The sequence below is a fragment of the Parerythrobacter jejuensis genome (genome assembly GCF_039536765.1).
In the GTDB taxonomy this organism is placed as follows: domain Bacteria; phylum Pseudomonadota; class Alphaproteobacteria; order Sphingomonadales; family Sphingomonadaceae; genus Parerythrobacter; species Parerythrobacter jejuensis.
Genome location: NZ_BAAAZF010000001.1, coordinates 2,428,927 through 2,454,453, shown reverse-complemented (window position 1 = coordinate 2,454,453; position 25,527 = coordinate 2,428,927). Strand labels below are relative to the sequence as shown.

Annotated in this window: 18 protein-coding genes; 5 read left to right on the top strand and 13 right to left on the bottom strand. The window is 59.8% G+C overall.

Annotated elements, in window-relative coordinates:
- Positions 1-9 precede the first annotated feature (9 nt).
- The 3 genes from ABD653_RS11955 to ABD653_RS11945 all read right to left on the bottom strand — a co-directional run bounded on the left by ABD653_RS11955 (position 10) and on the right by ABD653_RS11945 (position 6,519).
- Positions 10-2,976, bottom strand: coding sequence for a TonB-dependent receptor domain-containing protein (locus ABD653_RS11955; RefSeq protein WP_160778881.1), 2,967 nt, complete (start codon positions 2,974-2,976; stop codon positions 10-12).
- Positions 2,977-3,216: 240 nt separating this feature from the next.
- On the bottom strand, positions 3,217-5,253 hold the full coding sequence (locus tag ABD653_RS11950) for a 3-hydroxyacyl-CoA dehydrogenase NAD-binding domain-containing protein (protein ID WP_160778880.1): 2,037 nt from the start codon (positions 5,251-5,253) through the stop codon (positions 3,217-3,219).
- A 21-nt stretch (positions 5,254-5,274) separates the two neighbouring features.
- A complete protein-coding gene (locus ABD653_RS11945; protein WP_199801101.1) occupies positions 5,275-6,519 on the bottom strand; it encodes a serine hydrolase domain-containing protein in 1,245 nt (414 codons plus the stop codon).
- Positions 6,520-6,689: 170 nt separating this feature from the next.
- On the opposite strand from ABD653_RS11945, the gene ABD653_RS11940 reads away from it, so the two are divergent.
- Positions 6,690-8,366, top strand: a complete 1,677-nt coding sequence (locus ABD653_RS11940; protein WP_160780371.1) for a class I adenylate-forming enzyme family protein — start codon at positions 6,690-6,692, stop codon at positions 8,364-8,366.
- Here the strand turns inward: ABD653_RS11940 and ABD653_RS11935 are convergent.
- From ABD653_RS11935 to ABD653_RS11895, 9 genes are all read right to left on the bottom strand, one after another.
- A complete protein-coding gene (locus ABD653_RS11935; RefSeq protein WP_199801100.1) occupies positions 8,363-9,664 on the bottom strand; it encodes an MFS transporter in 1,302 nt (433 codons plus the stop codon). The two genes, ABD653_RS11940 and ABD653_RS11935, sit on opposite strands and share 4 nt — an antisense overlap.
- Entirely contained in the window at positions 9,661-10,725 is a 1,065-nt protein-coding gene (locus tag ABD653_RS11930; RefSeq protein WP_160778879.1) for an acyl-CoA dehydrogenase family protein, read from the bottom strand. The genes ABD653_RS11935 and ABD653_RS11930 overlap by 4 nt, the downstream gene beginning before the upstream one ends.
- A gap of 24 nt (positions 10,726-10,749) precedes the next feature.
- Complete coding sequence (locus ABD653_RS11925) at positions 10,750-11,961, bottom strand: acyl-CoA dehydrogenase family protein (RefSeq protein WP_160778878.1); 1,212 nt, start codon at positions 11,959-11,961, stop codon at positions 10,750-10,752.
- Positions 11,962-12,058: 97 nt separating this feature from the next.
- Positions 12,059-13,582: an MFS transporter gene (locus ABD653_RS11920; RefSeq protein WP_344705490.1), complete on the bottom strand. Its 1,524-nt coding sequence runs from the start codon at positions 13,580-13,582 to the stop codon at positions 12,059-12,061.
- A 34-nt stretch (positions 13,583-13,616) separates the two neighbouring features.
- Complete coding sequence (locus tag ABD653_RS11915) at positions 13,617-14,267, bottom strand: isochorismatase family protein (protein ID WP_160778877.1); 651 nt, start codon at positions 14,265-14,267, stop codon at positions 13,617-13,619.
- A gap of 24 nt (positions 14,268-14,291) precedes the next feature.
- Entirely contained in the window at positions 14,292-16,820 is a 2,529-nt protein-coding gene (locus ABD653_RS11910; RefSeq protein ID WP_234032148.1) for a TonB-dependent receptor, read from the bottom strand.
- A 65-nt stretch (positions 16,821-16,885) separates the two neighbouring features.
- Complete coding sequence (locus ABD653_RS11905) at positions 16,886-17,296, bottom strand: nuclear transport factor 2 family protein (RefSeq protein ID WP_160778876.1); 411 nt, start codon at positions 17,294-17,296, stop codon at positions 16,886-16,888.
- Complete coding sequence (locus tag ABD653_RS11900; protein ID WP_160778875.1) at positions 17,296-17,742, bottom strand: nuclear transport factor 2 family protein; 447 nt, start codon at positions 17,740-17,742, stop codon at positions 17,296-17,298. The genes ABD653_RS11905 and ABD653_RS11900 overlap by 1 nt, the downstream gene beginning before the upstream one ends.
- A complete protein-coding gene (locus tag ABD653_RS11895) occupies positions 17,742-18,494 on the bottom strand; it encodes an aspartate/glutamate racemase family protein (RefSeq protein ID WP_160778874.1) in 753 nt (250 codons plus the stop codon). The genes ABD653_RS11900 and ABD653_RS11895 overlap by 1 nt, the downstream gene beginning before the upstream one ends.
- A 104-nt stretch (positions 18,495-18,598) precedes the next feature.
- Between ABD653_RS11895 and ABD653_RS11890 the strand changes: the two genes are divergently transcribed.
- Positions 18,599-19,273, top strand: a complete 675-nt coding sequence (locus tag ABD653_RS11890) for a GntR family transcriptional regulator (RefSeq protein WP_160778873.1) — start codon at positions 18,599-18,601, stop codon at positions 19,271-19,273.
- Between the two features lie 21 nt (positions 19,274-19,294).
- On the opposite strand, the gene ABD653_RS11885 is transcribed toward ABD653_RS11890, so the two are convergent.
- A complete protein-coding gene (locus tag ABD653_RS11885; protein WP_160778872.1) occupies positions 19,295-20,476 on the bottom strand; it encodes a CaiB/BaiF CoA transferase family protein in 1,182 nt (393 codons plus the stop codon).
- Between the two features lie 185 nt (positions 20,477-20,661).
- Between ABD653_RS11885 and ABD653_RS11880 the strand changes: the two genes are divergently transcribed.
- The 3 genes from ABD653_RS11880 to ABD653_RS11870 are packed head-to-tail and all read left to right on the top strand — an operon-like array spanning position 20,662 to position 25,499.
- Positions 20,662-21,570 carry a hydroxymethylglutaryl-CoA lyase gene (locus ABD653_RS11880; protein WP_160778871.1) on the top strand — a complete coding sequence of 303 codons (909 nt, stop codon included), beginning with the start codon at positions 20,662-20,664 and terminating at the stop codon, positions 21,568-21,570.
- Between the two features lie 24 nt (positions 21,571-21,594).
- Positions 21,595-23,649 (top strand): hydantoinase/oxoprolinase family protein, encoded by a 2,055-nt coding sequence (locus ABD653_RS11875; RefSeq protein WP_160778870.1) that lies wholly within the window; start codon positions 21,595-21,597, stop codon positions 23,647-23,649.
- Positions 23,649-25,499: a hydantoinase B/oxoprolinase family protein gene (locus ABD653_RS11870; RefSeq protein ID WP_160778869.1), complete on the top strand. Its 1,851-nt coding sequence runs from the start codon at positions 23,649-23,651 to the stop codon at positions 25,497-25,499. The genes ABD653_RS11875 and ABD653_RS11870 overlap by 1 nt, the downstream gene beginning before the upstream one ends.
- Positions 25,500-25,527: the final 28 nt, after the last annotated feature.

Here is a 25,527-nt window from a genome sequence, read left to right as displayed (position 1 = left end):
CGGCCTGGCTTAGAAGCGCGTCCGAATACCGAAACGATAGTTCCGGCCGATGGCATTGCCGATGAACGGGTTAAACCCGAGCGGCAATTGCGCTGTCGCAGGCTCGGAGTCGGTAAAGTTCTCGATCGCCGCCTGCAGCTGCGCTTCGAACCCGCCAAGTTCCAGGTCCACAGTCAGCGCAATGTCGTGCTGCGTGTACGATCCGCTGTCGATCCCGAAGTCGGTCGGGCCGGCAGAGGTCGAGAAGCACGGATTGCGATTGACGCAGCGATCATCCGTTACGCCATCGATATAGGTCGCGGTGTAACGCAGGTTGAACACGTCGTAGGCCAGATTGACGAAGCCGTTGGCGCGCCATTCCGGCACCGTGTTCGGATCGCGGAAGTAGTTGCCGAAGCCAATCGCATCATATGCCTGTTGGACAACGACACCCTGAATCTCGAAATCATCGAAGGAATAGTCGAGGTTCCAGACAGCATTACCGCCAAAGGTGAGATCAACCGTCTCGGCCACCGGTACATCGACGGTCAACGAGAAGTCGAGGCCGGCAATCTTCACATCCGGTCCGTTCACGAAGTCGGTCCGGACACGGCTGATATCGAGGCCCGTGGTCGTGCCCTGAATACAGGTGTTGCCGCTGAAGGTGATCAGGTTGGCCAGCGGACTGGCGCAATTGACCGGATCGTTGCCGCTTGTCTGTCCATTACCGACCAGACTTGCAATCGCATTGCCCGGCGTGGTGGTGATCCGGTCTTCCAAATCAATCGACCAGTAATCGACACTGAAGATCACATTGCCAGCACCAATCGGCGCATTGATGATCGCCCCGATATTGTAAGTGAAGGCCGTTTCCGGACCAAGGTCGACCGGGTTGCCGAAGATATCCTTCGATTTGAAGTTACCGCCAGCAGCCGTGAACCCTTCCAGGGCCGTGACCGAGTTGGGCGAGACCTGCGAAGCAATCGGACCACGGAAAGTGGTACCGACAGAGCCGCGGAAAGTCAGCCAATCGGTTGCCTCGAAACGGATCGAGCCCTTGGGATTGATGGTCGATCCGACCGGTTGGCCGTAATCCTCAAACCGGACAGCGCCCTGGATTTCGATCCGGTCAGTGACCGGCAAGCGGACTTCGCCGAAGATCGCGTAGACATCCTGCGACAGGCGCTGAGGACGACTACCACCCAGGAAGATGAACGAGCCAACGCCATCCGTGGTGGTGCCAACGCAGCTGGTATCCCCCAGCACAAAGCAAGGGTTCACATCGAGGTTGGAGAAATCGTTCAACGGATCGGTGGTGAACTTGTTCTTCCGGTATTGCGCACCAAGCGCGAAGCCGACGGCACCGCCGCCCAGCTCGATCCCGGTCTCGCCCGAAAGCACCATATCGATCACGAACTGGCTTTCTTCGTCGCGGGTGCCGTTGGGCACCTGCAACCATTGGGTCAAACCGATCGAGTTTTCGGCACCTGGAACGTAGAACGGATTGGCAAGGCCAAGCGTCGGGTTACCCGGCCCGGCATTCACAAACGGGTTAAAGAATTCACACCCGCCAACACCCGGCGTTGTGCCGGTGCAATTCGGGCCGCCCAAGCCGTTGAGCGCAGCCTGGAGGCGGCTGCCAATGATGCCGGGGGCGAATGCCTCGCGCTCGGATTCCCAATAAGTCCCGTCAATATCAAGTGTCAGCGTATCGCTCAGCTCGATGTCGAAACCACCGGAAACGCGCCAAGCCTCGGTGCTGGCGAGGCCTGTGCCCGAGCCACGGTCTCCGTCGACCGGATTGCCAAGATAGCCGTAGGGCCGGAACAGAACATTGGTAACCGCAACAATCGGATTGGTCGCGCTGCTCGCCGGCAGTCCCTGCTGCGCCAGAAAAGCGGGCAAGCCCGGGTTGGCTGGCGAGGTTGTGAAGGCAGCCAGGAACCCTGAGCCACGCGGACCCTGGGTCGGCGGGAACGCCGGTGAATAGTTGATCGATTCGAGGTCACTGCGGGACCACAACGCATCCGCCTGGAACCGGACCCTGTCACTCAGATCCGCCGTAAACTGGCCGAAGACCTGATAGCGATCCTCGTCCTCGGTGATGTTGTCGAACGGGATGAAAGTGAAGCGGCATAGCGCCCCATCCTGGAAACCTCCCAGATCGTTACACCCGCGATCAGGCCGGGTCTGGGTGTTTACCGTACCGGTTCCCGTATCGAAATAGCTTACCGCGAAGAGGCCCGGAGTCGAAAGCGCCGAGAAGCCCGAAGGGTTCACTGTGTAAGGAAGTGCGGTGTAATCGCGCGCCGTAGTCGGCAATTCCGAACGGTGCTGCCAGCCTGCGCCCACCACAAGGTTGGCATCGCTGCCCAGTTCAAAACCAGCCAGGGCGCTGACCGAGTAATCATTGTCCGACCCGCTCACCAGCGTGTAGTCGCCCTGGACTTCGAAGCCGACAAAGTCGCTGCGGGTGATAAAGTTGGCAACACCGGCAATCGCGTCAGAACCGTAAGTTGAACCGGCGCCATCCTTAAGAATTTCAACACGTTCAAGCGCGAACAGCGGGATCAGCTGGGTATCAACGAAACCCGAACCGGGCGACTGGATAGTCCGCTTGCCATTCATCAGCACCAGCGTCCGCTGCGGGCCAAGACCGCGAAGGTTGATCGAACCAACCCCCTGGAAGCCTTGCGCAGCGGTCGAGAACTGGTTCGAGTCACCGAGGACCGCACCAACCGAGGGCAGTTCCTTGATAAACTCCAGCGGGCTGTCGACGCCCTGCTTGGCCAAATCTTCGTTCGTGTAAACGTCCACCGGCAAGGCGGCGTCTTCCGGCGTGCCCCGGATCAGCGAGCCGGTAACGACGATCGTGCGGCCTTCGTCTTCGGTGACGCCTTCATCGGCACCGGCCTGCGCAAAAGCAGCCGAAGGGACAACAGCCAGCGCGCCTGCAAGCGCGCCTAGGGCGATGGAATTACGGAACGTGGTTTTCATGGTTTCTCCCGAACCCAAGTGCTCAACACACGGATCGGGAGAATGATCGCTTCGCGCTCGAGGCGCAGATTCCAAGGCACCAGTTCACGCAGTCACGCCCCGTCTATATGGTGCAATGAAAGCGCTCTTGATGCCGGGCCTCTCCCAACCCGGCAGGAATCATGCGCCTATCACGCTTTCGACGCAAGCAAATTAGGTTTCAAATATGTGACTAATCAGCAACCACATGTCGCCTGTCGATCAATTGAACCGCTCGCCTGCCTCCGCTTTACGTCGCAGGAAATCGCTAACCGGCAATCCATGCGCCTCCAGCCCGGCAACAATCGTGTCGAGCCCGACCGTATCGGCCCAGAACATCGGCCCGCCGGTAAAGATCGGCCAGCCATAGCCATTGATCCACACCACATCGATATCGCTGGCCCGCTGGGCCATGCCCTCGTCCAGGATCATCGCGCCTTCATTGACCATCGGATAGAGCAAGCGTTCGCGGATCTCGTCCTTCGAGATCTGCCGCTGCTCGGTACCTTCCTTCTGGGCAAAGTCGGAAATGATGGCCTGCACATCGTCTGATGGTGTGCGCTGGCGGGCCTCGTCGTAGTCATAGAAGCCCTTGCCATTCTTCTGGCCAAACCGCTCGGCCGCGCAAAGCGCTTCGCGGATGGTCTCGACCTTGGACGGATCGCGGTGCCAACCAATGTCGATCCCGGCCAGGTCGGCCATCTGGAATGGTCCCATGGGGAAGCCGAATTCCAGCAGAACGTCGTCCACTTCCCAATATTTCGCGCCTTCCATGATCAGCTCATTGGCTTGCTTCTGGCGCGGGCTGAGCATGCGGTTGCCGATGAATCCATCGCACACGCCGGCCACCACAGCGACTTTGCCGATCTTCTTGGCCAGCTTCATGCTCGTTATCAGCACATCATCCGCTGTTTCTGCACCACGCACGATCTCAAGCAGCTTCATAACGTTGGCCGGAGAGAAGAAGTGCAGCCCCAGGACAGAGCCAGGCCGCTTTGTCGCCTGAGCAATCTCGTCCACATTGAGATAGCTGGTGTTGGAAGCGAGAATCGCGCCTTCCTTCACCACTTCATCCAGCTTGCCGAACACATCCTTCTTCACGTCCATGCTTTCATACACGGCTTCGATCACCAGATCGCAATCAGCCAAGTCAGCATAGTCGAGCGTCGGCGTGAGCAGGCCCATTGCCTGCTCAACCTGTTCCGGCTTCATCCGGCCACGTTTGGCTGTGCGCTCGTAATTCTTGCGCATTACGCCGGTCCCGCGATCAAGCGCCTCCTGCTTCATTTCCAGGATCGTGACCGGGATGCCGGCCGACAGGAAATTCATGGCGATGCCGCCGCCCATTGTGCCCGCGCCGATAACGCCGACTTTCTTGATGTCGATCAGCGGCATTTTGGGGTTGATCCCGTCGATCTTGTTGGCAGCACGTTCGGCGAAGAAATAGTGCCGCATGGCGGCGCTCTGCGTGCCGGTCATCAGGTCGGTGAACAGCGCGCGTTCCTTCTTCACGCCCTCGGCATAGGGAAGTTCGGTCGCCGCCTTGACGGCCTGGATGCCCGCTTCCGGCGCATCAAAGCCACGAATACGGCGCGCATTCTTGGCCCGGAATTCGTCGAAGATCGCGGGATTCCTGACCCCGTCTTCATGCGCGGTGCCTTCGCTTGAACGCTTGACCGGCTTGCCGATCTGCTCGCGCGCAAAGGCGATCGCATCGGCTTCCAGGCTGTCTTCACCAACCAGCCTGTCGACCAGGCCGATGGCCTCTGCCTTGGCTGCCGGGATCGGATTGCCTTGTACCACCATCGGCAGAGCAGCTTCTACACCGACCACGCGCGGAAGCCGCTGTGTACCTGCGGCACCGGGGATCAGCCCCAACTTCACTTCAGGCAGCCCCATTTTCGCGGACGGTACAGCGACACGGTAGTGGCAGGCGAGCGCCACTTCGCACCCGCCCCCCAAGGCTGTGCCATGGATCGCAGCAACAACCGGCTTGTCTCCCGCTTCCATTGCATCAAGCGTTTCGGGCAGGTTCGGGCCGACTGGCGGCTTGCCGAACTCGGTAATATCGGCCCCTGCAAAGAAGGTCCGCCCGTCGCAACGGATCACCACCGCCTCGATCGCATCATCGCTCATCGCCTCGGCAATTCCGTCTTTCAGGCCCTGCCGAACGGCTTGCCCCAGAGCGTTTACCGGCGGATTATCGGAAATGATAACCAGGACATCGTCGTGGCGCTCGGTGCGAATAGGTGAAGTCATGGAAACTCTCCTCAAGGGTCTTCAGGCGCGGCTGTCTGTCAGCGCGGAATAGATTAGCGTCTTGATTTGGCGGCGGATCGGATAGGTGCTGGACGGATAGACCTGCGTCATGAACACCATCGTGATCGCCTCTACCGGATCAACGAAAAAGGCGGTCGAGTAGGCCCCGCCCCAATAGAATTCTCCGACGCTCGACGGCATCAGTGTCTGGGCCGGATCAATCACCATCGCAAAGCCGAGCCCGAAGCCGGTTCCGGCATTGTTGCTTTCGGAAAACAGGCTGCTGGACATTTCGGTCAGGTCGGCGCCGCCCGGCAGATGATTGGTCCGCATCAGCCTGAGCGTTTTTGGGCTAAGGATCCGCGCGCCCTCCAGTTCACCGCCATTGAGCAACATGGTCGTGAAACGGTGATAATCCGTGATGGTACCGCACAATCCGCCACCGCCGCTGTCGAAGCGTCCGTCCTGGGTCAGCTTGCTGTCGGGGCCGCCATCGATCTTGGCAGGTGGCTTGCCCGGAACATATTGATAGGCATCAACCAGGCGATCGCCCTGCCCCTCGGCAATGCCGAAGGCAGTGTCGGTTATGCCGAGAGGGCCGAAGATATGCTGCTGGAAATACTCACCCAGCCGCAGGCCGCTCAGGCGTTCCACACACACGCCCAGCACGTCGGTTGCAACCGAGTAATTCCAGCCTTGGCCGGGCGCAAATTCCAGCGGCAGGTCAGCCAGAATCTTGATGAAACCATCGCTGTCATGGCGGCTGCGCGCGAAATCAAGATTGTGTTCGCGATAGATCGAATCGATGTTGGTCCGGTTCTGCAGGCCATAGGTCAAGCCCGACATATGCGTCATCAGATCGACAAACCGGATCGGGCCTGCTGGCTGGCCTGGCGCGAACGGCACCGAACCGCCCCCGCCAGCGTAGATCTTCAGGTCGGCAAACTCGGGCAAGACCTTGGTCACGGGATCTTCCAGCGCAATTTTGCACTGCTCGACCAGTTGCATGAAGGCGACCGATGTCAGCGGCTTGGTCATGGAGGCGATACGGAAGATAGCATCGTCACGCAGATCCTCGCGTCCCTCGCCCATCCGGCCTTGCCTGTCATAATAAACCGGCTGTCCGTCACGGGCGACCACCAACTGGGTCATTGGCAATTTGCCGGTATCGACATAGCTTGATTGCAGAAATGCGCTGAGCCGGTCGAGCCGTCCGGCATCAAACCCCAGCGTGGCCGGATCGGCCATGTCGAACGGAGTGGTCATAATCTCTCCCAGATTGGCTGCATGCGCTCGGCGCTTGAGCGCTCTTGCAAACCCACCTAGCATCGGTTGCGAATAAAAACATACCCGGAATAGGGAGAGAGAATTTGAACGATATTGCTGCCGGCGTTGACGCGCCATGGACCTGGGAAGCGCCCGAAAACTGGCCTGCCATGTCGCTGGACCAGGTGCAGGCCGGTTTGTGTGCCCCAGGCCAACCGTTCGAAATCGAAACTGTCGAAATCCGCGGCGTCGCAACGCGGGTATGGAAGAATGCCCCGCCCAGCCTGCGCGCTCTTGCCGACCATGCCCGCAGCCATGGTGACCGTCTGATGACGATCTACGAAGACGAACGGGTCAGTTACGAAGCCTGGTATCGCGCGGTGGCCAAGCTTGCGGCCGAGTTCCAGGCACGCGGTATTGCAAAGGGGGACCGTGTCGCGCTCGCCATGCGCAATTTACCGGAATGGCCCGTCGCTTTCTTCGCAGCCACCACCATCGGGGCCATTTGCGTGCCGCTCAACGCATGGTGGACTGGCGACGAACTTGAATTCGGCCTCCACAATTCAGGTGCAAAGCTGCTGGTTTGCGATGCCGAACGCTGGGAGCGAATTGCGCAACACCGCGCGCAGTGCCCCGATCTCGATCATGTGATCGTTTCACGGATGGGGACGGACGACCTTTCGGTTGACCGGCTGGAGGACCTTATCGGTACGCCGCATTCCTGGCCCACATTGCCTGAGGCCACGATCCCCGATGTCACGCTCGCCCCGGACGATCCGGCGACGATTTTTTACACCAGTGGCACCACCGGCCAGCCCAAGGGTGCGTTGGGAAGCCATCGCAATCTCACCACCAATATCCTGTCCAGTGCCTATGCCGCCGCCCGCACCGCCTTGCGCCGGGGCGAAATGCCGGCAGCTGGCGTGCAGAAAGTCGGGATGACGGTAATCCCGCTTTTCCACGTCACGGCCTGCTCTGCCAGCATGATGGGGGCGCTGTTTGCCGGGCACACCCTGATCTTCCTTTATCGCTGGGACACGGTGAAGGCGTTCGAAATCATCGAGCGCGAGAAGGTCAATCTGACGGGCGGGGTCCCTACCATTGCGTGGCAAATGATCGAGCATCCCGACCGCGAGAAATACGATCTCTCCAGCCTCGAAAACATCGCCTATGGCGGCGCCCCTGCCGCGCCTGAACTGGTGCGCAAGATCTACGAATTGTTCGGAGCAATGCCGGGCAATGGCTGGGGGATGACCGAAACAATGGCCACCGTCACCAGTCACACGGCGGAGGATTACCTTAACCGGCCTGACAGTTGCGGGCCCGCAGTTCCGGTCAGCGATCTGAAAGTCACTGACGAAGATGGCAACGAATTGCCCCAGGGCGCAATCGGCGAGCTGTGGGCACGTGGGCCACAAATCGTGATCGGCTATTGGAACCGCCCCGAAGCGACTGCTGAAACCTTTATCGATGGCTGGGTCCGCACCGGAGATCTGGGCCGCGTCGACGAAGAAGGCTTTTGCTATATTCTCGACCGCGCCAAGGACATGGTGATCCGCGGCGGCGAGAACATCTACTCCTCCGAAGTCGAGAATGTGCTCTACGATCACCCTGCGGTGACCGACGCTGCGATCATCGGCCTTCCGCACAAGCAGCTGGGGGAAGAACCTGCCGCCGTTGTCCACCTCGCCCCGGGTACAGAGGCGAGCGAGGCCGAATTGCAAGGATGGGTCGCAGCCCGATTGGCCAAATTCAAAGTGCCGGTCCGAATCGTGTTCGTGGAGGAAACGCTGCCGCGCAATGCCAATGGCAAGATCCTGAAGAAGGATCTGGGGGCCTTGTTCTAAATTGCTGCTTTGCGCGGCTCGCTCACTCTCCACAGCACGACCACCAATGCGAGGGTAAGCGAGAGAAATGCTGCGGTGATCAGCGGCATGAAGCCCATTGCCGCAATGGCGAGGCCCGCCACAATCGGCCCGACCGAGCTAACCGCGCCCTCGACCGTAGTGACCAGGGCAATGCGCATCGGGATATCCTCATGCGCGCCGAATTCGAGCACCAGCGTCATCGCTGCCATCATCCAGCCGGACATGCCGAAGCCGAGCGCCACGAACGCCAAATGAAGCCACCATCCATCGGCGGTGACCAGCAACACCATGCCAATAAGGTTGAACACCATTGATCCCAGGAAGACGATCCGGAAACCATGGCGATCCCCGATCTGGCCCCAGGCCAGATTGCTAAGTGTTTCGGAGGCAAGATAGGCCAAGCTGAGTGATCCGATCAGAGCGCCGCTCAGCCCCAACTGCTGGCCGACGTAAATGGTCCAGAAGGGCAGCCCGACGCGGGCAATGCTGGCGAAACCATGCGCCGCGACGAAGGCCCGGAAACCGCGATGCGCCAGCAAGTCACGGAATTGGCCGAATCGCTCTCTTAGCGGAACGGGCGCGCGCAGGGTCGGCGCGTCAGGCTCGCGAATGCCAAATTGCAGGACCACCAGACCGATCGAGGTCAGGATAAAGGCGAACAGGAATGTCGTAGCGTATCCATTGCCGAACCATTCCTCTTCGATGAAATAGGTACCGGCAGCCCAGGCCAGACCGGCAGCAATTCCCCCACCCAGCAAATTGCGCACCCCTTGCAGCCTGCCGCGTTGCGCAATCGGGATAAGTTTGGCCATCAGCATCTGGAAGGCGACCCGTTGTGCACCCTGGAAGAAACCCAGAAACAGGAAGATCGCGAGGGTCGCTAGGAGCAAGGGCGGCCCTTCCAGAAACCATGCCGTAAGCGCCAGCGCCAGCACCATAACCCGCATCAGCGAGCCGACCGTGATAGCGTAGGGAAGAATACGGTTGCGGCTCTCGACCCGCGCGCCCGAAAGGATCGGGGACAGTGTCCCGCCCAGCTGCAGCAGCGCCATACCCAGTCCCACCGCAGCCGCACTACCGGTCTGGACGAACAGATAGGCGGGGATGATCGTGGGCGCATAGATCAACCGGAAACCGGTCATCCCGAACACCCCGTGGGTCAGAGTGGCTGCGTAATTGCGCCGCAGCTTGCTCGCGACAAATGCATGGTGGCGCACCCACACGGCATCGTCCGGGTGCGCTTCATTCGGATTGTTCTCGGGCGGCGGGGCGCTCAATACCCCGCGAGCTTCGCGTGGCGGTCTTTCAGGAAGCCGCTATTGCCCCAGCTTGCCTCCAGCACCCGGGCCCGCTTCAGGTAGAAACCGACATCATATTCGTCGGTCATACCGATCCCGCCATGCAGCTGGATCCCCTGCCGGCTGATCACATGCAACACATCATTGGCCCGGCTCTTGGCCAGGCAGGCCGCCTCCGGCACACGGAAGCCAGTGTCGAGCGCCTGCAGACCTGCCTCTACCGCTGTGCGCATCAATTCGAGATCAGTGAACAGTTCCGCCATCCGGTGCTGGAGCGACTGGAAAGTGCTCAAGACCTGATTGAATTGCGTCCGTTGCTTTAGATAGTCGAGCGTCTCGTCGAAAACATGCTGGGCCATGCCGAGCATTTCGGCGCCTGTCAGGATGCGTGCACGATCAAGAATCGCCTCGGCCAGATCGTCCCCGCCATCAGCAAGCCTTTCAGCAGCAGCTCCGTCGAAAGTGACTTCGGCATGATCACGCATGTCGGTCAGTTCCCTGTCCGACAGGGTTACGCCAGCGCCCTTTTCAACCAGATAAACCCCGTCACTGGCGAGGACCACGAACAGGCCCGCGCTTTCGGCTTCGTGCACGAACGGTTTGGTTCCTGTCAGTTTGCCTTCGGACACCGCCACAGTGGACACTGCACCAGAATGGCGCGGGCCATCGTCGAAGGCGAGCGTGCCGACCAGTTCGCCACTGGCAAGGCGCGGCAGGAAAGCCTCTTTCTGCGCCTGGGAACCGCCCAGGATGATGGCACCGGCTGCCAGCGATGATGCCACCAGCGGGCTTGCCGTCAGGGTCTTGCCCAATTGCTCCACCACCAGGCCAAGGCTCATCCAGCCAAAGTCGCTGCCGCCGAACTCTTCCGGGATGATAACGCCGGTCCAGCCCATTTCACCCATCGCCGACCATGCGGCAGGATCGAAATTCGAGCCTTCATCGCGAACCTTGCGCCATGCGGTGACCGGGCTTTCGTTCTTCGTCCATTCCTGCGCCATATCGCGCAGCATGGTCTGTTCTTCGTTCAATACTGCCATGATCTATCCTCTTTCCGGGCGCGCTTACTGGTGGTCCAGCATGCCAAGGATGCGCTTGGCGATGATGTTGTTCTGGATTTCGGTCGAGCCGCCATAGATCGAAGTTGCCTTGCCAAAGAGCCAGCCGCGAACATGCTTCAATTCCTTGTCGGTGAAGCCTTCACCTTCCCAGCCGAGGCCCCGGAAACCCATGATCTCGATCAGCATTTCCGCGCGTTGCTGGCCCAGCTTCGAGCCCACATTCTTCAGAATCGAGCTGATTTCGGAGACCCCGCCCTTGGCCTTGCTTTCCTCCATCGCGCGGCGCGCGGTCAGCAGGAAGGTGTTCCAGGCCATTTCGAACTCCGCAATCTTCACGCGCATCTCCGGGTCCGCCAATCGGCCATTCTCGTCGGTGCCGATATAGTGCTCGGCAATTTTCGAGAGCGGCTGCGCATTGAGCGACGCGAGCGCGCCGCCGCCGGAAATATTGGTCCGTTCATGCTGCAACAGGCGTTTGCCGATGGTCCAACCCTGCCCTTCTTCGCCGACCAGGTTGGCCTTGGGCACTTTCACATCGGTGAAGAATGTTTCGCAGAACGGGCTCATGCCGCTGATCATGGTGATCGGCTTCACCTCGACACCGGGCGAATCCATGTCGATCAGCAGAAACGATATGCCCTTGTGCTTGTCGCTTCGGTCGGTGCGGACCAGGCAAAAACACTTGTCCGCCCATTGGCCCCCGCTGGTCCAGGTCTTCTGGCCATTGACCAGATAGTGATCGCCCTTGTCCTCGGCACTGGTTTGCAGGCTGGCAAGGTCAGACCCGGCATTGGGTTCGGAATAGCCTTGGCACCAGCGGATTTCGCCGCGCGTGATCGGTGGGATGTGCTCCTGCTTCTGGGCCTCGCTGCCATATTCCAGCAATGTCGGGCCGAACATCATTACGCCCATCCCGCCGATCGGGTTCCACGCCCCGGCCATGGCCATTTCCTGTTGCAGCACCTTCGCTTGCTGCTTGCTCAGGCCACCGCCGCCATATTCCTTGGGCCAGGTCGGTGTGCCCCAGCCGCGCTCTGCCATGGCTGTGCGCCAGGCGGTTTCTTCGGCAGTTTCATCAGTCGGACCTTCCACAGAGCGCAAGGCATTGCCCTTGCCCTTCAGGCTGTCGGGAAAACTTGCGGCCAGGAAGCTTTTCACTTCGGCGCGGAACGCATCGAGATCTGCGTCTGGACGCGTATCGGCTGCGGTTGCCATGGGTCTCTCCTATCGATTCTGTTGCCCAAGACTATGCACGAGCGACAGGCCTATCGATAGGGGGCTTTGGTCTGGCCTTATTGACGCAGGACTGGCGCTAACGCCCTGCCCCGCCGATTGCACCATCGCGCACGGCCTGCGCGTTTGCTTCGGCCTCGCGGGACTTGAGCTTTTCCAAGTTTGCCCGGTGCGATGCCTCGGTGATGGGATAGAACAAAAGCAGCAGCGATCCGACCAGCCATAGTCCCACGGTCGCAGGGACGTAGTGCATGATCAGGCTGTTCTTGATCGCCTGGCTGACGCCCAGCGGATTGGCGTCTTGCGGGAAAGCGGAGGCATCCAACACCAGCCCGGCGAGCAAGATGCCCAGACCTACAGCGCATTGGGTTGTGAAGCTGTTGACCGAGAAAAACACCCCGGCATTGTGCCGGCCGCTCTTCACCGCATGATCTTCCACCGTATCTGCGATCATGCCCGAAGAATTCATCAAGGATGTCGCGATCATGGCGTGATAAACTGCGCCCACCACAAACAGGGTAGGTACCAACAGGGGGTGGCCGGGCGGGAAGAACAGGCCAAACAGGGTCAGGATCAATGGCATGACCCCAATGCAGATACCGATCAAGCCCATCGACATCGCGGCATTGCGCTTGCCAAACCACTCCGCGAGCTTGGGTGCTAGGGGTGTGGCCAGTGTTGCGGCGACCAGGTTTTCGGTCACCAGAATCGCCAGCTGCCCCGCACTCAATTCGAACACATAGGTCCCGAAATAGAGCGTCGTTGCGGTGTAAAGCCCGATCGCGGTTTGCTTGAAGATCGAATAGCCGAAAATCGCCATGAACGGCTTGTGGGTGAAAGCATCCGCCATTTCCCGCAGATGCCCCATCAAGGAAAGTTTCTCCTCCCGGTCACGGACCTGGCGCAGATAGGGAATGCGATTCCTGGTGCCGAAGGCACTGGTCAGGACCGCGAGTGCAATCAGCACGCCGCCGGTAATCGCGAACCACGTATACCCTGCCGGATTGAGCTGCCCGCGTGGATATTCGGGCGTCGCGACAAAGAAGAAATACAGGCAGAAAGCGCCAAACCCGAACGCCCCGATATAGCCAAACCAGAACCGCAGCGCGAAAATGCGGGTGCGTTCAGCATAGTCGTTGGTGAGTTCCGCCCCCAGGGCTGACGACGGAATTTCATACAGGCTCATGCAGGCCCGCGTCAGCGAGGCCATGCCGAACACCCATACACCCATGGCAAAGTCTGACAGACCGTCCGGCGGGAACCAGGTGATAGTGAAAAACAGCCCCGCCGGCACCGCTGCGGCAAACAGGAAGGGGTGGCGCCGGCCCCACCGGCTGCGGGTGCGGTCGCTCCACCGGCCAATTGTCGGATCGACGACGGCGTCCACCACCAATGTCAGCGCGATGGCGGTCGAAACGATCGTCGCGGGCACACCCATGACCTGGTTGAAAAACAGCAGGAGATAGGTGCTGAAAGCGGAGGTCTTGATCCCGCTCGCCATCAAGCCGGTGCCGTAGAACAGCCGCGTTGAGCGGGTCAGCGGCGGAGCGTCGTTCGGGCTGGCGATGGTCAAGGAGGGGGATGCCTGATGATTGTCGGTCAAGCGAGCCTAATGGCAATCGCCATCAGCACAAGGACTATGATCGGCCGAGCGCCTGCATATACGCCTTGGCTTCGGCCAGACTGACGACATCGCCATATTTGGCATTCATATCGAACAGGTTGGCGCGGTGCGGATCCTCGTGCCGGTCACCCACGGCCTGTTCGACGACGATGGGAATGAACCCGTGGCTGCAGCAATCGACGCAAGTTGCCCGGACGCAACCGCTAGTGGTCAAACCCGTGATGATCAGGCTGTCATGCCCGTTTGCCGCCAGTGTTGAGGCCAGCGAGGTGCCGAAAAACGCACTGGGATATTGCTTTGAAATAACCAGCTCGTCGTCGGCAGGCATCATGCCGGCAGGCCAATCGCCATAAGGGTGACCCTTGGCGAATCCCGCCAGCGGAGCAACCTTCTGGGTGAAGCGCCCGCCATCCTTGAGCGAAGGATGATAGACGACATTGGTGTAGATCACCGGCACTCCGGCTGCGCGCGCCGCATGGCGCAGCTCAAGCGCCGCATCCAGTGCAGGCTGAATGTCCGCAAAGAGCGGGCTTTCCGGTTCGAAATAGGCTTTGACAAAATCGATCAGGATCAGGGCCGGCCGCCGGCCGAACCCTATCCTGCCTTCATAGACACCGGCGTAATTGCCCCGGACATCGTCATCTTCGTGGGCGTCGGTGCTCATGCGATCCGTATGGGCTCGTTCGCGTCAGAATGTAAAGCCGACCTCGACCCCGAAGCGGCGCAGTCCCCCAGGCGACAGGAACGATCCGCCGAATTCAACCGCGGGGATCACTTCATTGAGATACCGCTTGTTGAGCAAATTATCGGCAAAGGCGGTGATATTCCAGTTCTCGCCTTCGAAACCGAACCGCAGGTCCAGCACCCCGAACGCTTCACGCTCGGTAATCGAGTAATCCGCGTCACCTACGAAACCCGGAAGCGCGAGAGCCGAACCAGGCAGCAATCCGCTGAACAAGGTCGGGCTCGGGTCATCCTGGACCGTATGGAACCAGGTCGGGCCGGTGATGCGATAGTCAGCGCGCATCACCAGATCGAAACTGTCGGCAATCGGGGCCACCATCTGGGTGCCGAGATTGATCGTATAGTCTGCAGTATAGGGTGATTCATTGCCAACGGTGATCGGACGGCTGGCATTGGCCTTGATCTCGCTCTCGGTCAGGTTGACCGCGCCAAAGATGTCCCAACCCGGAATGATCTCCGCATTCAGGTTGAACTCGGCGCCATAGACCTCGACTTCATCAATGTTGGATACGACCCGAAGCAAGCCGAAGGCACCAACGAAGAACTCGAAGAACTGCATGTCGTCGATCGAGGTGTAGTAGCCCGCAAGGTCGAAGGTGACCTTGTCGTTGAACAGCGCGCCTTTCACGCCCGCTTCGAATGCGCTCGAAGTTTCCTTGCGATAGATGTCATTGATCAGCACGTTGGTGCCGATAAACTGGTTGAACGCCTGATCGACGATGGCGGCCGAGCCCTGGTTGTTGAAGCCACCAGATTTAAAGCCGATGCCCCAGTTGGCGTAGAAATTCACGTCGTCTGTTATCGCATAGCGCAGGCTGAGCTTGGGCTGGAGCTGCTTGAAAGTTTCGCTCTGCGGTCCAATCGCGCCAAATGCCTGACCGGGATTGATCGGGCCACCGGTGAAGGGATCAACCGCAACCGGTACGAGATTGCGGACCGAACGGTCTTCAATATCGTATCGCAGCGCCAGGCCGATATCGAGATCGGGCGTGACTTCGTAATCCGCCGAGCCGAAAATCGCATAAACGTTGGTCGAGAAATCATCGTTGTAAAGCTGGGTGGTCGGATTACCCGAGGTCGCATCGTTGAACAGGTTCTCGATCACCCCGTTGCCGAGGTCAGCACCAAGACTCACACCGGTTTCACGGTCAATGCGAAGGAAATAGCCGCCCAGCTGCCAGCTAAGCGGGCCGCCGGTATTCGACGCAATACGGATTTCCGCACTGATATCGCTCTGTTCGCGGATCTGGTATTGCGTGCCGTCACAAGTCGTCGGGCTGTATGGTCCGAATGTTGAACCATTGACCGGATCGAAAATAAACGGGACCGGGTTGTTGCCGATGAAGCCGGGTGAATTCACCGGAAACCCGGTCAACGCTGCGGTCGAGCCAAAGCATGCGCCCGATGCAGCCGCCGATGCGGGTGTTCCGATCGGGAATGTGAAGCGGGCGAAGTCCGCCGACGTTCCGTCCGCTGTCAGCGACTGCTGGACATCCGAATAGAGCACCCACGCTGTCAGAGTGACGGCATCGAATTCGTGATCAATCTTGGCCGAGACCTCGAACGTTTGCTGCTCATTTGTCGGACGGATGTTGGAATAGAAGTTGAACGGGTGGTCGTTCACATCCTCGAAGAAATCGGGATTGACCGCGGCGAAGTTCGGCAAGTGGAAGGCCGCGTTAAACGCAATCGATGCGCCCGACAGATCGGCATAGCGAGCCTTCACGTCCAGCTCCGTGCGATCCCCCAATTGCGCGACAAAACGCCCGTCGACGGACCAGATTTCCTGGTCGTCCACCGTGTTCGAATTAAGGAAATCATTGCGGTAGAAACCGTCAGTCGTCGAATAGCTGCCACCCAGGACCACACCTGCATTATCGCCGATCGGGCTCGAGATATAGGCGCTCGCGCGGTAGGTCTCGTCTTCGGCAGCGCTGATCTTTACCCCGCCTTCAAGGAAATCCCCCGGTTTGAGCGTCTGGACCACAATCGCGCCTGCCGCAGCGTTGCGGCCATACAGCGCGCCCTGCGGACCTTTGAGGATTTCGATCTGGCGCAGCGTCCCCTGGTCCTGGTTCAGTTGGGCCGTATTGGTCTTCAGGATGCCGTCGACCACCAGGGCGACCGAGCTTTCCGCGTCGCGGGCACCGTTGATGCCGCGAATATTGATCTGGGTGTCGCCGGCTTCGGCTGTGCCACTCACAATCGTAACGCCCGGCGTCAGCTGCACGAATTCGTCAGCGCGTTCGACGCCGGTACGGGCCAGTGCTTCTTGCGTGAAAACCGTAATGGAGGCCGGCACATCGGCGAGTTCTTCGCTCTGGCGGCGGGCTGTCACGATGATGACATCACCGTCAGGTGCGCCTTCACTCGCCCCATCGGCAGCGTCCGCGTCCTGCGCAAATGCCGGGGACGCCATCGCTACAGCTGCAAACGCTGCGCCGCATGCCAGTGTGTTCTTGAAAGTCCTCATCGTACGCATCCTCATCGGTGAAATATCGGGTGGCGAAGGGCCCTGAACCCCGCGCCGAGAAGGGTTCAGGTCAGGACGTTTGCCCCGCTCATATAGACATAGACTTCCTGGAATTTGGGCCCATCGGGGCCGGGCCGGAAGCGCCAGAAATTAGTGTTGTTGAGCAAGGTGACTTGCCCGTCCGCGTCATGCAGTTCTGCAATGAAAGACGCTGTGATCCGGCCATTCGCTTCGTCGACCGTACAAGTAAAATCACGATGGATGATGGTCTCATAGGCCCCGAAGAAGTCTTCGAACATGCGGCGGATTTCCGCCTTGCCGCTGTGCCGAGTGTGCGCGGTCTGGACGCAGAACAGAGCTTCGTCATGGAAGCAATCGAGAGCCGCCTCCATGTTCTTCGCATCGACATTGCCGAAATAGGTTTTGGTGGCGAATTCGATCAGTTCGTCGCGACCAAGGGAGGGTTCATACTGCATCAGGCGTCTCCTTCCTTCAGCAGATTGTCGCCGGACATATAAACCGTCACGCGGTGGAACAGGCGATCCTTCAGATAGAAGCGGTTGCAGTTTTCATACCGCAACTCATCCCCGGCATTGGGCGTGATCAGCACGGTAAACTGGCTGCAAACGGCATTGCTTTGAGGATCCGCAGTGTGGACGAAATTGCCGTGCCAGATGCTTTCGAAATCGGCGAACAGCTTGACGAACATCGCCCGGATCGCCTCGCGCCCTTCATGCACCGTGTCGCTGGTCGCTTCGGTCAGCACCGCGTCGGGTGTGAAGCAGTTCAGCACCTGATCCATGTTCTTATTGTCGACCCCGTCGAAATACCTCTTGGTCACGATGTCGACGTAAAAGGGATAGGGCAGCGGCGCTTGTCCGGGGCAGCCCTCACTCCATTCGGTTGCGCTCCACTCGCTCATCAATACCATCCTTTGCGTATGTCGGCGTGCATCGGCACTTCAGGGGCCGGAAAGGCCGTCTTGGAATGGGTCAGGCCGAGCTCGATCTGCGTTTCGAGCATTTTGTAGGCGACCTGCCCTGGGTTGATCACCGGGACGGGCAGGTTCTCGGCAAGAAAGTTGGCCGATTGGTGCATCGTGGTGGAGCCCAGCACAATCACATCCGCACCGTCATCGGCAATCGCGCGTTCGGCCTGCGCTTTGAGCTTGCCGAACACGATCTCCTCCTTGCCCTCGAGCAGTTCGGTTACATCGGGGCGCGTATCGATCGACCGCAGCGAGGCGCAGCGGCTGTGCCAGCCATATTCGGTCAGGGTCTTTTCGTAGAGCGGGAACCATTCGGGCCACATGGTGATAACGCTGAATTTCTTTCCCAGCATCATCGCCATGGCAAAGCTTGCCTCGCCAGGGCCAACCACCGGTACGGACAGCGCAGAACGCAGCGGCCGCAAGCCACTGTCACTCACCGTATCGATCAGGACACCGGCGTAGCCTTCTTTTTCGGCAGTCACGCCGGCCTGGAACACCGTCCAGTCCATCAGCATCGTGTCGTGGTAAGAATCGCCCAACGCAGCGCCAAAGCGGACAGCCTCAAATTCGGGCGCAAATCCGGGCCGCACGAAATCGTCCGGCAATTGCTCGGCACGGTTTGCGACCCCGGCCTCATCCATCGGGATGGGAACGATGACCTTGATACGCTTTGCTTGCGCCATCGGCTGTTCTCCCTCTCACGGACCTCTATTGTATACAATTTGCCCGCGTCAAGGAAAATTGATAGAGCTGCAACTCGTTCCCGGGAAAACTGGTGAGAGACTAAATGAGTCGCGCTTCCGACACTGCCTATGAGAAAATCCGCGGCTTTGTGCTGGGTGGCGAAGCCCAGCCGGGAGAGCAGCTGACTGAGGAAAGGCTGGCAGACATTGCCGGCGTCAGCCGCACTCCAGTGCGCGAAGCCGTCCGCCGGCTGGAAGGCGAGATGCTGCTGGTGCGCAGTGCGTCAAAGCGAATCTTTGTGGCCGACTGGTCGCATGACGACATCGATGAGATGTTCACTCTGCGCATGATGCTGGAGGGCCATGCCGCAGAACGCGCGGCGCGGCATATTTCGTCTGACGCGCTCGACCAACTTGCCGCCATCAATGCGAGGCTCGCCGAGGCTGTGGCGAAACGCCCACCCGACATCACGGATTTCCTCGATGCGAACCGAGAATTTCACGATGTCATCATAGAGGCGGCCCGGTCTCCGCGGCTGGCACAAGTGCTTGCCATGCTGGTCGAACAACCGGTCGTTCGCCGCACTGCGCGGCAGTACACGTTCGAGCAATTGGACCAGTCAGCGCGCGATCATGACGAGCTGATTGCCGCTTTTCGCGCCCGCGATGAAGGTTGGGCCCAAGCCGTGATGAGCAGCCATTTGCGCCGCGCCTTCCACGCCTTTTCCCAGGCAGCCGAGGGCGTCGCCAATGACGATGATATTGAGGCCGCCGAATAGGCTAGCATTCTCGGCAGGCGGTCAGATGATGCCGCGCTCTTCCAGGTCCGACATGGTGCCAGAATCCATCCCCAGAAGCTCTCCATAAACCAGTTCGTTATGCTCGCCGAGCTCCGGCCCGACCCAGTCCACTCCGCCCGGCGTGGCGGACAATTTCGGGGCGACATTCTGCATTTTGAAATTGTCATGCTTGGGATGATCGCGCTCTATAATCGCCTCCCGCGCGGCGAAATGCGGATCTTCCAGCATCTCTGGCGCGCGGTACATATTGCCCGCAGGAACACCATGTTCCTCACACATATCAAGCACTTGCTGGCTCGTGAATTTTCGGGTCCATTCCCCGATCAGATCGTCGAGTTCGGCCTGGCGCTGCCCGCGTGCGACATGGCTGTTGTAGCGCGGATCATCGCCCAATTCTGCCATACCCATCATCGCCGACATCCGCTTCCATACCGAGTCCTGGTTGCCCGCCACCAGCACACTGCCATCAATTGTCGGATAAACGTTGGAGGGCGCAATCTTGGGCAGGATCGAGCCAGTTCGCTCTCGGATATGGCCGGTCACGGTATATTCCGAAATGGTCGATTCCATATTGGCCAAGACTGCCTCGTAGATTGCGGAGTCGACCATTTGACCTAGCCCGGTCTTGTGCCGGTGATTGAGCGCCATCAGTGCCCCGAGACAGGCATAGGTCGCCGCCAGCGAATCGCCGATCGAAAGGCCTGCCCGGCTTGGCGGGCGATCCGGTTCGCCAGCAAGATAGCGCATCCCGCCCATCGCCTCGCCAATCCCTCCATAGCCGGCCCGGCTGGAATAGGGCCCGGTCTGGCCATATCCGGAGACGCGGATCATGATCAGCGCCTCATTGACAGCGTGAAGATCATCCCAACCAAGGTTCCATCGCTCCAGAGTGCCGGGGCGGAAATTCTCGAGCAGAAAGTCGGACTTTGCCGCCAGCTTACGGACGATATCCTGGCCTTCCTTTTCGCGAAGATTGAGCGTGATCGACTTTTTGTTGCGCGCCACGACCGAAAACCACAGCGGAATGCCCTGCCCCCAATTGCGCATGGCATCGCCTACTTTTGGTGGTTCGATCTTGATCACTTCAGCGCCATGATCGCCCATCAGCTGTCCGCAAAACGGCCCGGCAATCAATTGCCCCATTTCGATCAATCGCAACCCGGAAAGCGCGCCTTCAGCCATCGGTTCCTCCAAAATGGCTAAGGGGACACAGGGGCACCCACGCCGTACACAAAGCCGTTGAAGCGGCCGTAACGCTGCTCGTTCGGTTCATCGATTTACGAGCGGGGCTATACAAGTGCAATTGCCATTTGTATACAATTTTGGAATGCTCGACCGCCATCCCCGCTAGCCCGAGGTTTGTTTTGATGTCCGCTGATCAGGTTTCCATCGTCGAAGTGGGCCCGCGCGACGGGCTGCAGAACGAGCCGGATATCATCGGGACAGCCGACAAACTGGCGATGATCGAGCGGATGATCGGCTATGGCGCGCGCCGGCTTGAGGTCGCCAGCTTCGTCCACCCAAAGCGCGTGCCGCAGATGGCAGATGCGGAAGATGTGATTGCCAGCCTGCCTGACCGTGCCGACGTCGCTTATATCGGCCTGTGCCTGAACAAGCGCGGCATCATGCGTGGATTGGCCACACGCGAAGGCGGCAAGCGGGGCATTGACGAAGCGGGCTGTGTGCTGGTGGGCAGCGATACATTCGGTCAAAAGAACCAGGGCCAGACCATCGCGGAAGGCATCGCCGAGAACCGCGCCATGATCCGCTTCGCGAAGGAAGAAGGTCTGGCCGCGCAAGTCACCATCTCTGCCGCATTTGGCTGTCCGTTCGAAGGCGAAGTGAAGCCGGAGACGATCCTCGCTATCGCCGAGGAAATGGCAGCCGAGGAGCCAAGCGAAATCGCATTGGCTGATACGATCGGCGTAGGCGTGCCCGCGCAGGTCGAGGAATTGTTCGGGAGGCTCGGCGACTTGCTTTGCGGCAAGATCCCGATGCGGGCGCATTTTCATGACACACGCAATACCGGCATCGCCAATGCCTGGGCGGCTTATGGTGCCGGCGTGCGCACCTTTGACTGCTCGTTGGGCGGATTGGGCGGTTGCCCTTTTGCTCCCAACGCCACCGGCAACATCGCCACCGAAGACTTGATCTACCTGATGGGGCAATCCGGGATCGGGCACGGGCTCGACCTGGAGGGAACCATCAAAACCAACCATTGGTTTGCGGACATATTGGGCCGCGAATTACCATCATTGGTCGCTCGCGCGGCCTGACAGAACAGAAAGAACGGAGAGGCTATGGCATATCGGCTTGGCGTGGACGTCGGGGGAACATTTACCGACTTGCTGCTGATCGACGAAACCAGCGGGCACACCCATCGCGACAAGGTCCCGTCCACTCCGGACGACCCCGGTCGCGCCGTGATCGATGGCGCGCGCGGGCTGTGCGAGCGGGAAGGCGTATCACCCGGCGATCTCTCGCTGTTCCTCCACGGAACCACCGTCGCCACCAATGCCGTGCTGGAAAAGAAGATCGCCCGCGTGGGCCTGGTCGTCACCGAGGGCTATCGCCACATATTGCAGATCGCCCGAAGCCTGGTGCCAGGTGGTCTGGCCGCATGGATTGTCTGGCCCAAGCCGGAGCCGATGGCGCCGCTGGAATGCACCATCGAAGCACCCGAGAGGATGGGTGCCAAAGGCGACACCGTGCGCGATCTTGATGAAGCAACCCTGCGCCAGCGACTCGAGAAATTGAAAGCCACCGAAGAGATCGAAGCGCTGACCGTGTGCCTGATCAATTCCTACGCCAATGGCGCACATGAACGCCGGGTCGGTGAGATTTGCGCGGAGATATTCCCGGACATTCCGATTTCGCTTTCGGTCGATATCCTGCCCGAAATGCAGGAATATGAGCGCGCGCTCACTACCGTCGCCAACAGCGGCGTGCGGCCCACTGTCGCCCGCTACGTCAACAATCTGAACACCCAGATCCAGGAATGGGGGTCCTCGGCAAAGCTCAACCTGCTCCGTTCCGATGGCGGCTTGATGAGCGCCGAGAAGAGTGCCGCCGCACCTGTGAACCTACTGATGTCCGGCCCAGCTGGCGGTGTTGCAGGTGCCGAATGGATTGCCAGCAACGCTGGCGTCGAGAATGTTCTCACCCTCGATATGGGCGGCACCTCCACCGATGTGGCACTGATCGAGAAAGGCTCCGCCCGGCTTCAGCGCGAGACAAGCGTGGGAGACCTGAATGTCCGTGCTTCGTCGATCGATGTTAAGACTGTTGGCGCTGGCGGAGGTTCCATCGCCTTTGTACCTGAACTGACCAAGGCGTTGCGGGTTGGCCCCGAAAGCGCAGGCGCAGTGCCCGGCCCCGTGGCCTACGGCAAAGGTGGCGAATTGCCGACCGTTACCGATGCCAATGTGGTGCTGGGATATTTGCCCGAAGCATTGCTGGGTGGCAGTTTCAATCTTGACCGTGAGGGCGCGACCAAGGCCGTGCAGACCATTGCCGATGCGCTGGGCGTCACGCTGATGGAGGCGGCGGCTGGTATCATCGATATCGTCAACGAGAACATGTTTGGCGCGCTGCGGCTGGTTTCCGTCCAGCAAGGCTATGACCCGCGTGATTTTGCACTGATGGGCTTTGGCGGGGCCGGTCCGCTGCATGCCAATGCGATGGGCAAGCTGATGAACAGCTGGCCGGTGATTATCCCGCCCAGCCCCGGCGTTCTGTGCGCTTATGGTGATGCGACCACCCGGCAGCGGGTGGAAACACAGCGTAGCTTTAACACGCTCGTGCCTGATACCGATGATGCCGCAGTGCAGGCGGTGATCGACGAAATCACGGCGCAAGTGCGAAACGAATTGGCCGAGGAAGGCGTCGATCCTGCTGATCAGACCAGCCAGATCGAAGTCGATATCCGCTATTCGGGCCAGGCTTTCGAGGTGCCCCTGCCCTTCCCGCCCGGCAGTACCATTGCCGATCTGGTCGAGCGGTTCGATGCGGAGCACAAGCGGCTCTTCACCTTCAACCTGCCCGACACCGCGCATGAAATCGTCAACATCCGCGCGGTCGCGCTCGGCAAGCCGGCCAATGTCAGCGCCGAGACTATCCCGGAGGGTAATGGCGATCCCTCGGCTGCCAAACTGCGAGATCATCAACTCTATATGGATGGGGAGATGCGCGATGCGGTGATTTATGACCGCGCCAGGCTGCGGGCGGGTGACATTATCCCGGGCCCCGCCATCGTCACGGAAATGGATTCCACCACACTGGTCCATCTTGGCTGCCAGGCGCGTGTCGACGCGAAAGGCAATCTGCTGATTACTCTGGAAGGGGAGGCTGCATAATGCCCGCCCGTATCATCGAAACCAACACCACACCGTTCGGCAAAGCCGAAATCGATCCGGTCACACTCGACATCATCGAGAACGCGCTGAAGAACGCCCGGATTGAGATGGACGCGACGCTTGTGCGTACGGCAATGAGCCCCGGTATCCGCGAACAGGGCGATGCTTTCCCGCTGATTGCAGACCGCAACGGCAAGATGATTGTCGGCCAATTCGGCAGCTTCATCGATGGCTTCCTGCGCGCATGGGACGGCGAGCTGGAAGATGGCGACATGATTTTCCTGTCCGACCCCTATTCCTGCGAGGGCGCGGTCAGTCACAATAATGACTGGCTCGTGCTGCTGCCGGTGTTCCGCAGTGGCCGCCTGATCGCCTGGACCGCGATGTTTGGGCACCAATCAGATATTGGCGGCAAAGTCGCCGGGTCGATCCCGATCGACAGCGCCAGCGTGTTCGAAGAAGGCGTGCGGATCCCGCCGGTGAAGATCTACCGCAAAGGCGAATACAATGAGGATCTCGTCAAACTGGCGCTGCACCAGAGCCGCAAGGCAGATTGGTGCGCCGCCGATCTCAACGCACTGATCGCATCATGCCGCGTGGCGGCGCGCCGGGTGGACGAGATGTGCGACCGGTTTGGCGAAGACGTGTTCACCAGCGCGACCGACCTGCTGCTGGAGCGCAACCACCGCGCGATGAAGGCGCTGCTTTCGCAGGCTGTCGGCACCGAGCCGGTGAGCTTCGAGGATTACATCTGCGATGATGGGATCGGATACGGCCCTTACAAGATCAAATGCACGATGTGGCGCGAGGGCGACACGGTCATCCTAGATTTTGACGGCACTGATCCCCAATCAAAAGCGTCGATCAATTTCTACCTCAATGAGAACATGTTCAAGATGTTCTACGGCATCTATATGATCATGGTCTTCGACCCGCAGATCATGTTCAATGACGGGTTCTACGACTTGATCGATGTTCGCATCCCCGAAGGATCTTTGCTCAAGCCAAAATATCCTGCGCCGCTCGCCGGTCGGACCCATGCGCTGGGCCGGATCTTCGATATTCTGGGCGGATTGCTGGGCCAGGGTACGCCCGAATTCCTCAATGCCGCTGGCTTCAGTTCCAGCCCGCATTTGATGTATTCCGGCAATGACAAGCAGGGCGAGTGGTTCCAATTGTTCCAGATCGGCTTTGGCGGCATTCCGGGCCGCCCGCTGGGCGACGGGCCGGACGGGCATTCGCTATGGCCGGGCTTCACCAATGTGCCGAACGAATTCCTGGAGAAATACTTCCCGCTGCGGATCGAACGATACGAAGCGCTGGCTGATAGCGGCGGCGCGGGCCTGCACCGGGGCGGCAATGGCATCTTGATGACTTATCGCTTCCTGGAGCCAGGCACGGTCGCCATCCATGATGACCGCTGGTTCACCTATCCTTGGGGCGTCAATGGCGGTGATCCGGGCGAACGAGCGACCAAGATCATTGAAAAGCCTGATGGCAGCAAGACGGTGGTCGCGAACAAGAAGGACGGGCTCGAGGTGGAGGAAGGCGATCTGCTGCACTTCATCACCTGGGGCGGCGGTGGCTGGGGTGATCCGCTGGAGCGTGATCCCGAGCTGGTCGGCCTCGAAATCCGGCAGGGCCTCGTCACTGCGAATGGCGCATTGCGGTATGGCGTGGTGGCCGATGAGGATGGCAAAATCGACACCGCTGGCACTGAGAAACTGCGCAGCGAAATGCGCGAAACTCGCGGTGAGCAAAAACTGTTCGACTTCGGCCCCGATCTCGACACGCTGCGCGAAAATTGCCTGTCAGAAACGGGGCTTCCAGCGCCGGTCGCACCCGTCTAAGCCGCCGGTATCTGACAATGGCTTGAGG

What these genes read in the sequence shown, in the direction of transcription:
- ABD653_RS11955 (WP_160778881.1), bottom strand. Translation starts at nt 2,976, where the DNA reads ATGAAAACCACGTTCCGTAATTCCATCGCCCTAGGCGCGCTTGCAGGC.
- ABD653_RS11950 (WP_160778880.1), bottom strand. Translation starts at nt 5,253, where the DNA reads ATGACTTCACCTATTCGCACCGAGCGCCACGACGATGTCCTGGTTATC.
- ABD653_RS11945 (WP_199801101.1), bottom strand. Translation starts at nt 6,519, where the DNA reads ATGACCACTCCGTTCGACATGGCCGATCCGGCCACGCTGGGGTTTGAT.
- ABD653_RS11940 (WP_160780371.1), top strand. Translation starts at nt 6,690, where the DNA reads ATGTCGCTGGACCAGGTGCAGGCCGGTTTGTGTGCCCCAGGCCAACCG.
- ABD653_RS11930 (WP_160778879.1), bottom strand. Translation starts at nt 10,725, where the DNA reads ATGGCAGTATTGAACGAAGAACAGACCATGCTGCGCGATATGGCGCAG.
- ABD653_RS11925 (WP_160778878.1), bottom strand. Translation starts at nt 11,961, where the DNA reads ATGGCAACCGCAGCCGATACGCGTCCAGACGCAGATCTCGATGCGTTC.
- ABD653_RS11915 (WP_160778877.1), bottom strand. Translation starts at nt 14,267, where the DNA reads ATGAGCACCGACGCCCACGAAGATGACGATGTCCGGGGCAATTACGCC.
- ABD653_RS11910 (WP_234032148.1), bottom strand. Translation starts at nt 16,820, where the DNA reads ATGAGGACTTTCAAGAACACACTGGCATGCGGCGCAGCGTTTGCAGCT.
- ABD653_RS11905 (WP_160778876.1), bottom strand. Translation starts at nt 17,296, where the DNA reads ATGCAGTATGAACCCTCCCTTGGTCGCGACGAACTGATCGAATTCGCC.
- ABD653_RS11900 (WP_160778875.1), bottom strand. Translation starts at nt 17,742, where the DNA reads ATGAGCGAGTGGAGCGCAACCGAATGGAGTGAGGGCTGCCCCGGACAA.
- ABD653_RS11895 (WP_160778874.1), bottom strand. Translation starts at nt 18,494, where the DNA reads ATGGCGCAAGCAAAGCGTATCAAGGTCATCGTTCCCATCCCGATGGAT.
- ABD653_RS11890 (WP_160778873.1), top strand. Translation starts at nt 18,599, where the DNA reads ATGAGTCGCGCTTCCGACACTGCCTATGAGAAAATCCGCGGCTTTGTG.
- ABD653_RS11885 (WP_160778872.1), bottom strand. Translation starts at nt 20,476, where the DNA reads ATGGCTGAAGGCGCGCTTTCCGGGTTGCGATTGATCGAAATGGGGCAA.
- ABD653_RS11880 (WP_160778871.1), top strand. Translation starts at nt 20,662, where the DNA reads ATGTCCGCTGATCAGGTTTCCATCGTCGAAGTGGGCCCGCGCGACGGG.
- ABD653_RS11875 (WP_160778870.1), top strand. Translation starts at nt 21,595, where the DNA reads ATGGCATATCGGCTTGGCGTGGACGTCGGGGGAACATTTACCGACTTG.
- ABD653_RS11870 (WP_160778869.1), top strand. Translation starts at nt 23,649, where the DNA reads ATGCCCGCCCGTATCATCGAAACCAACACCACACCGTTCGGCAAAGCC.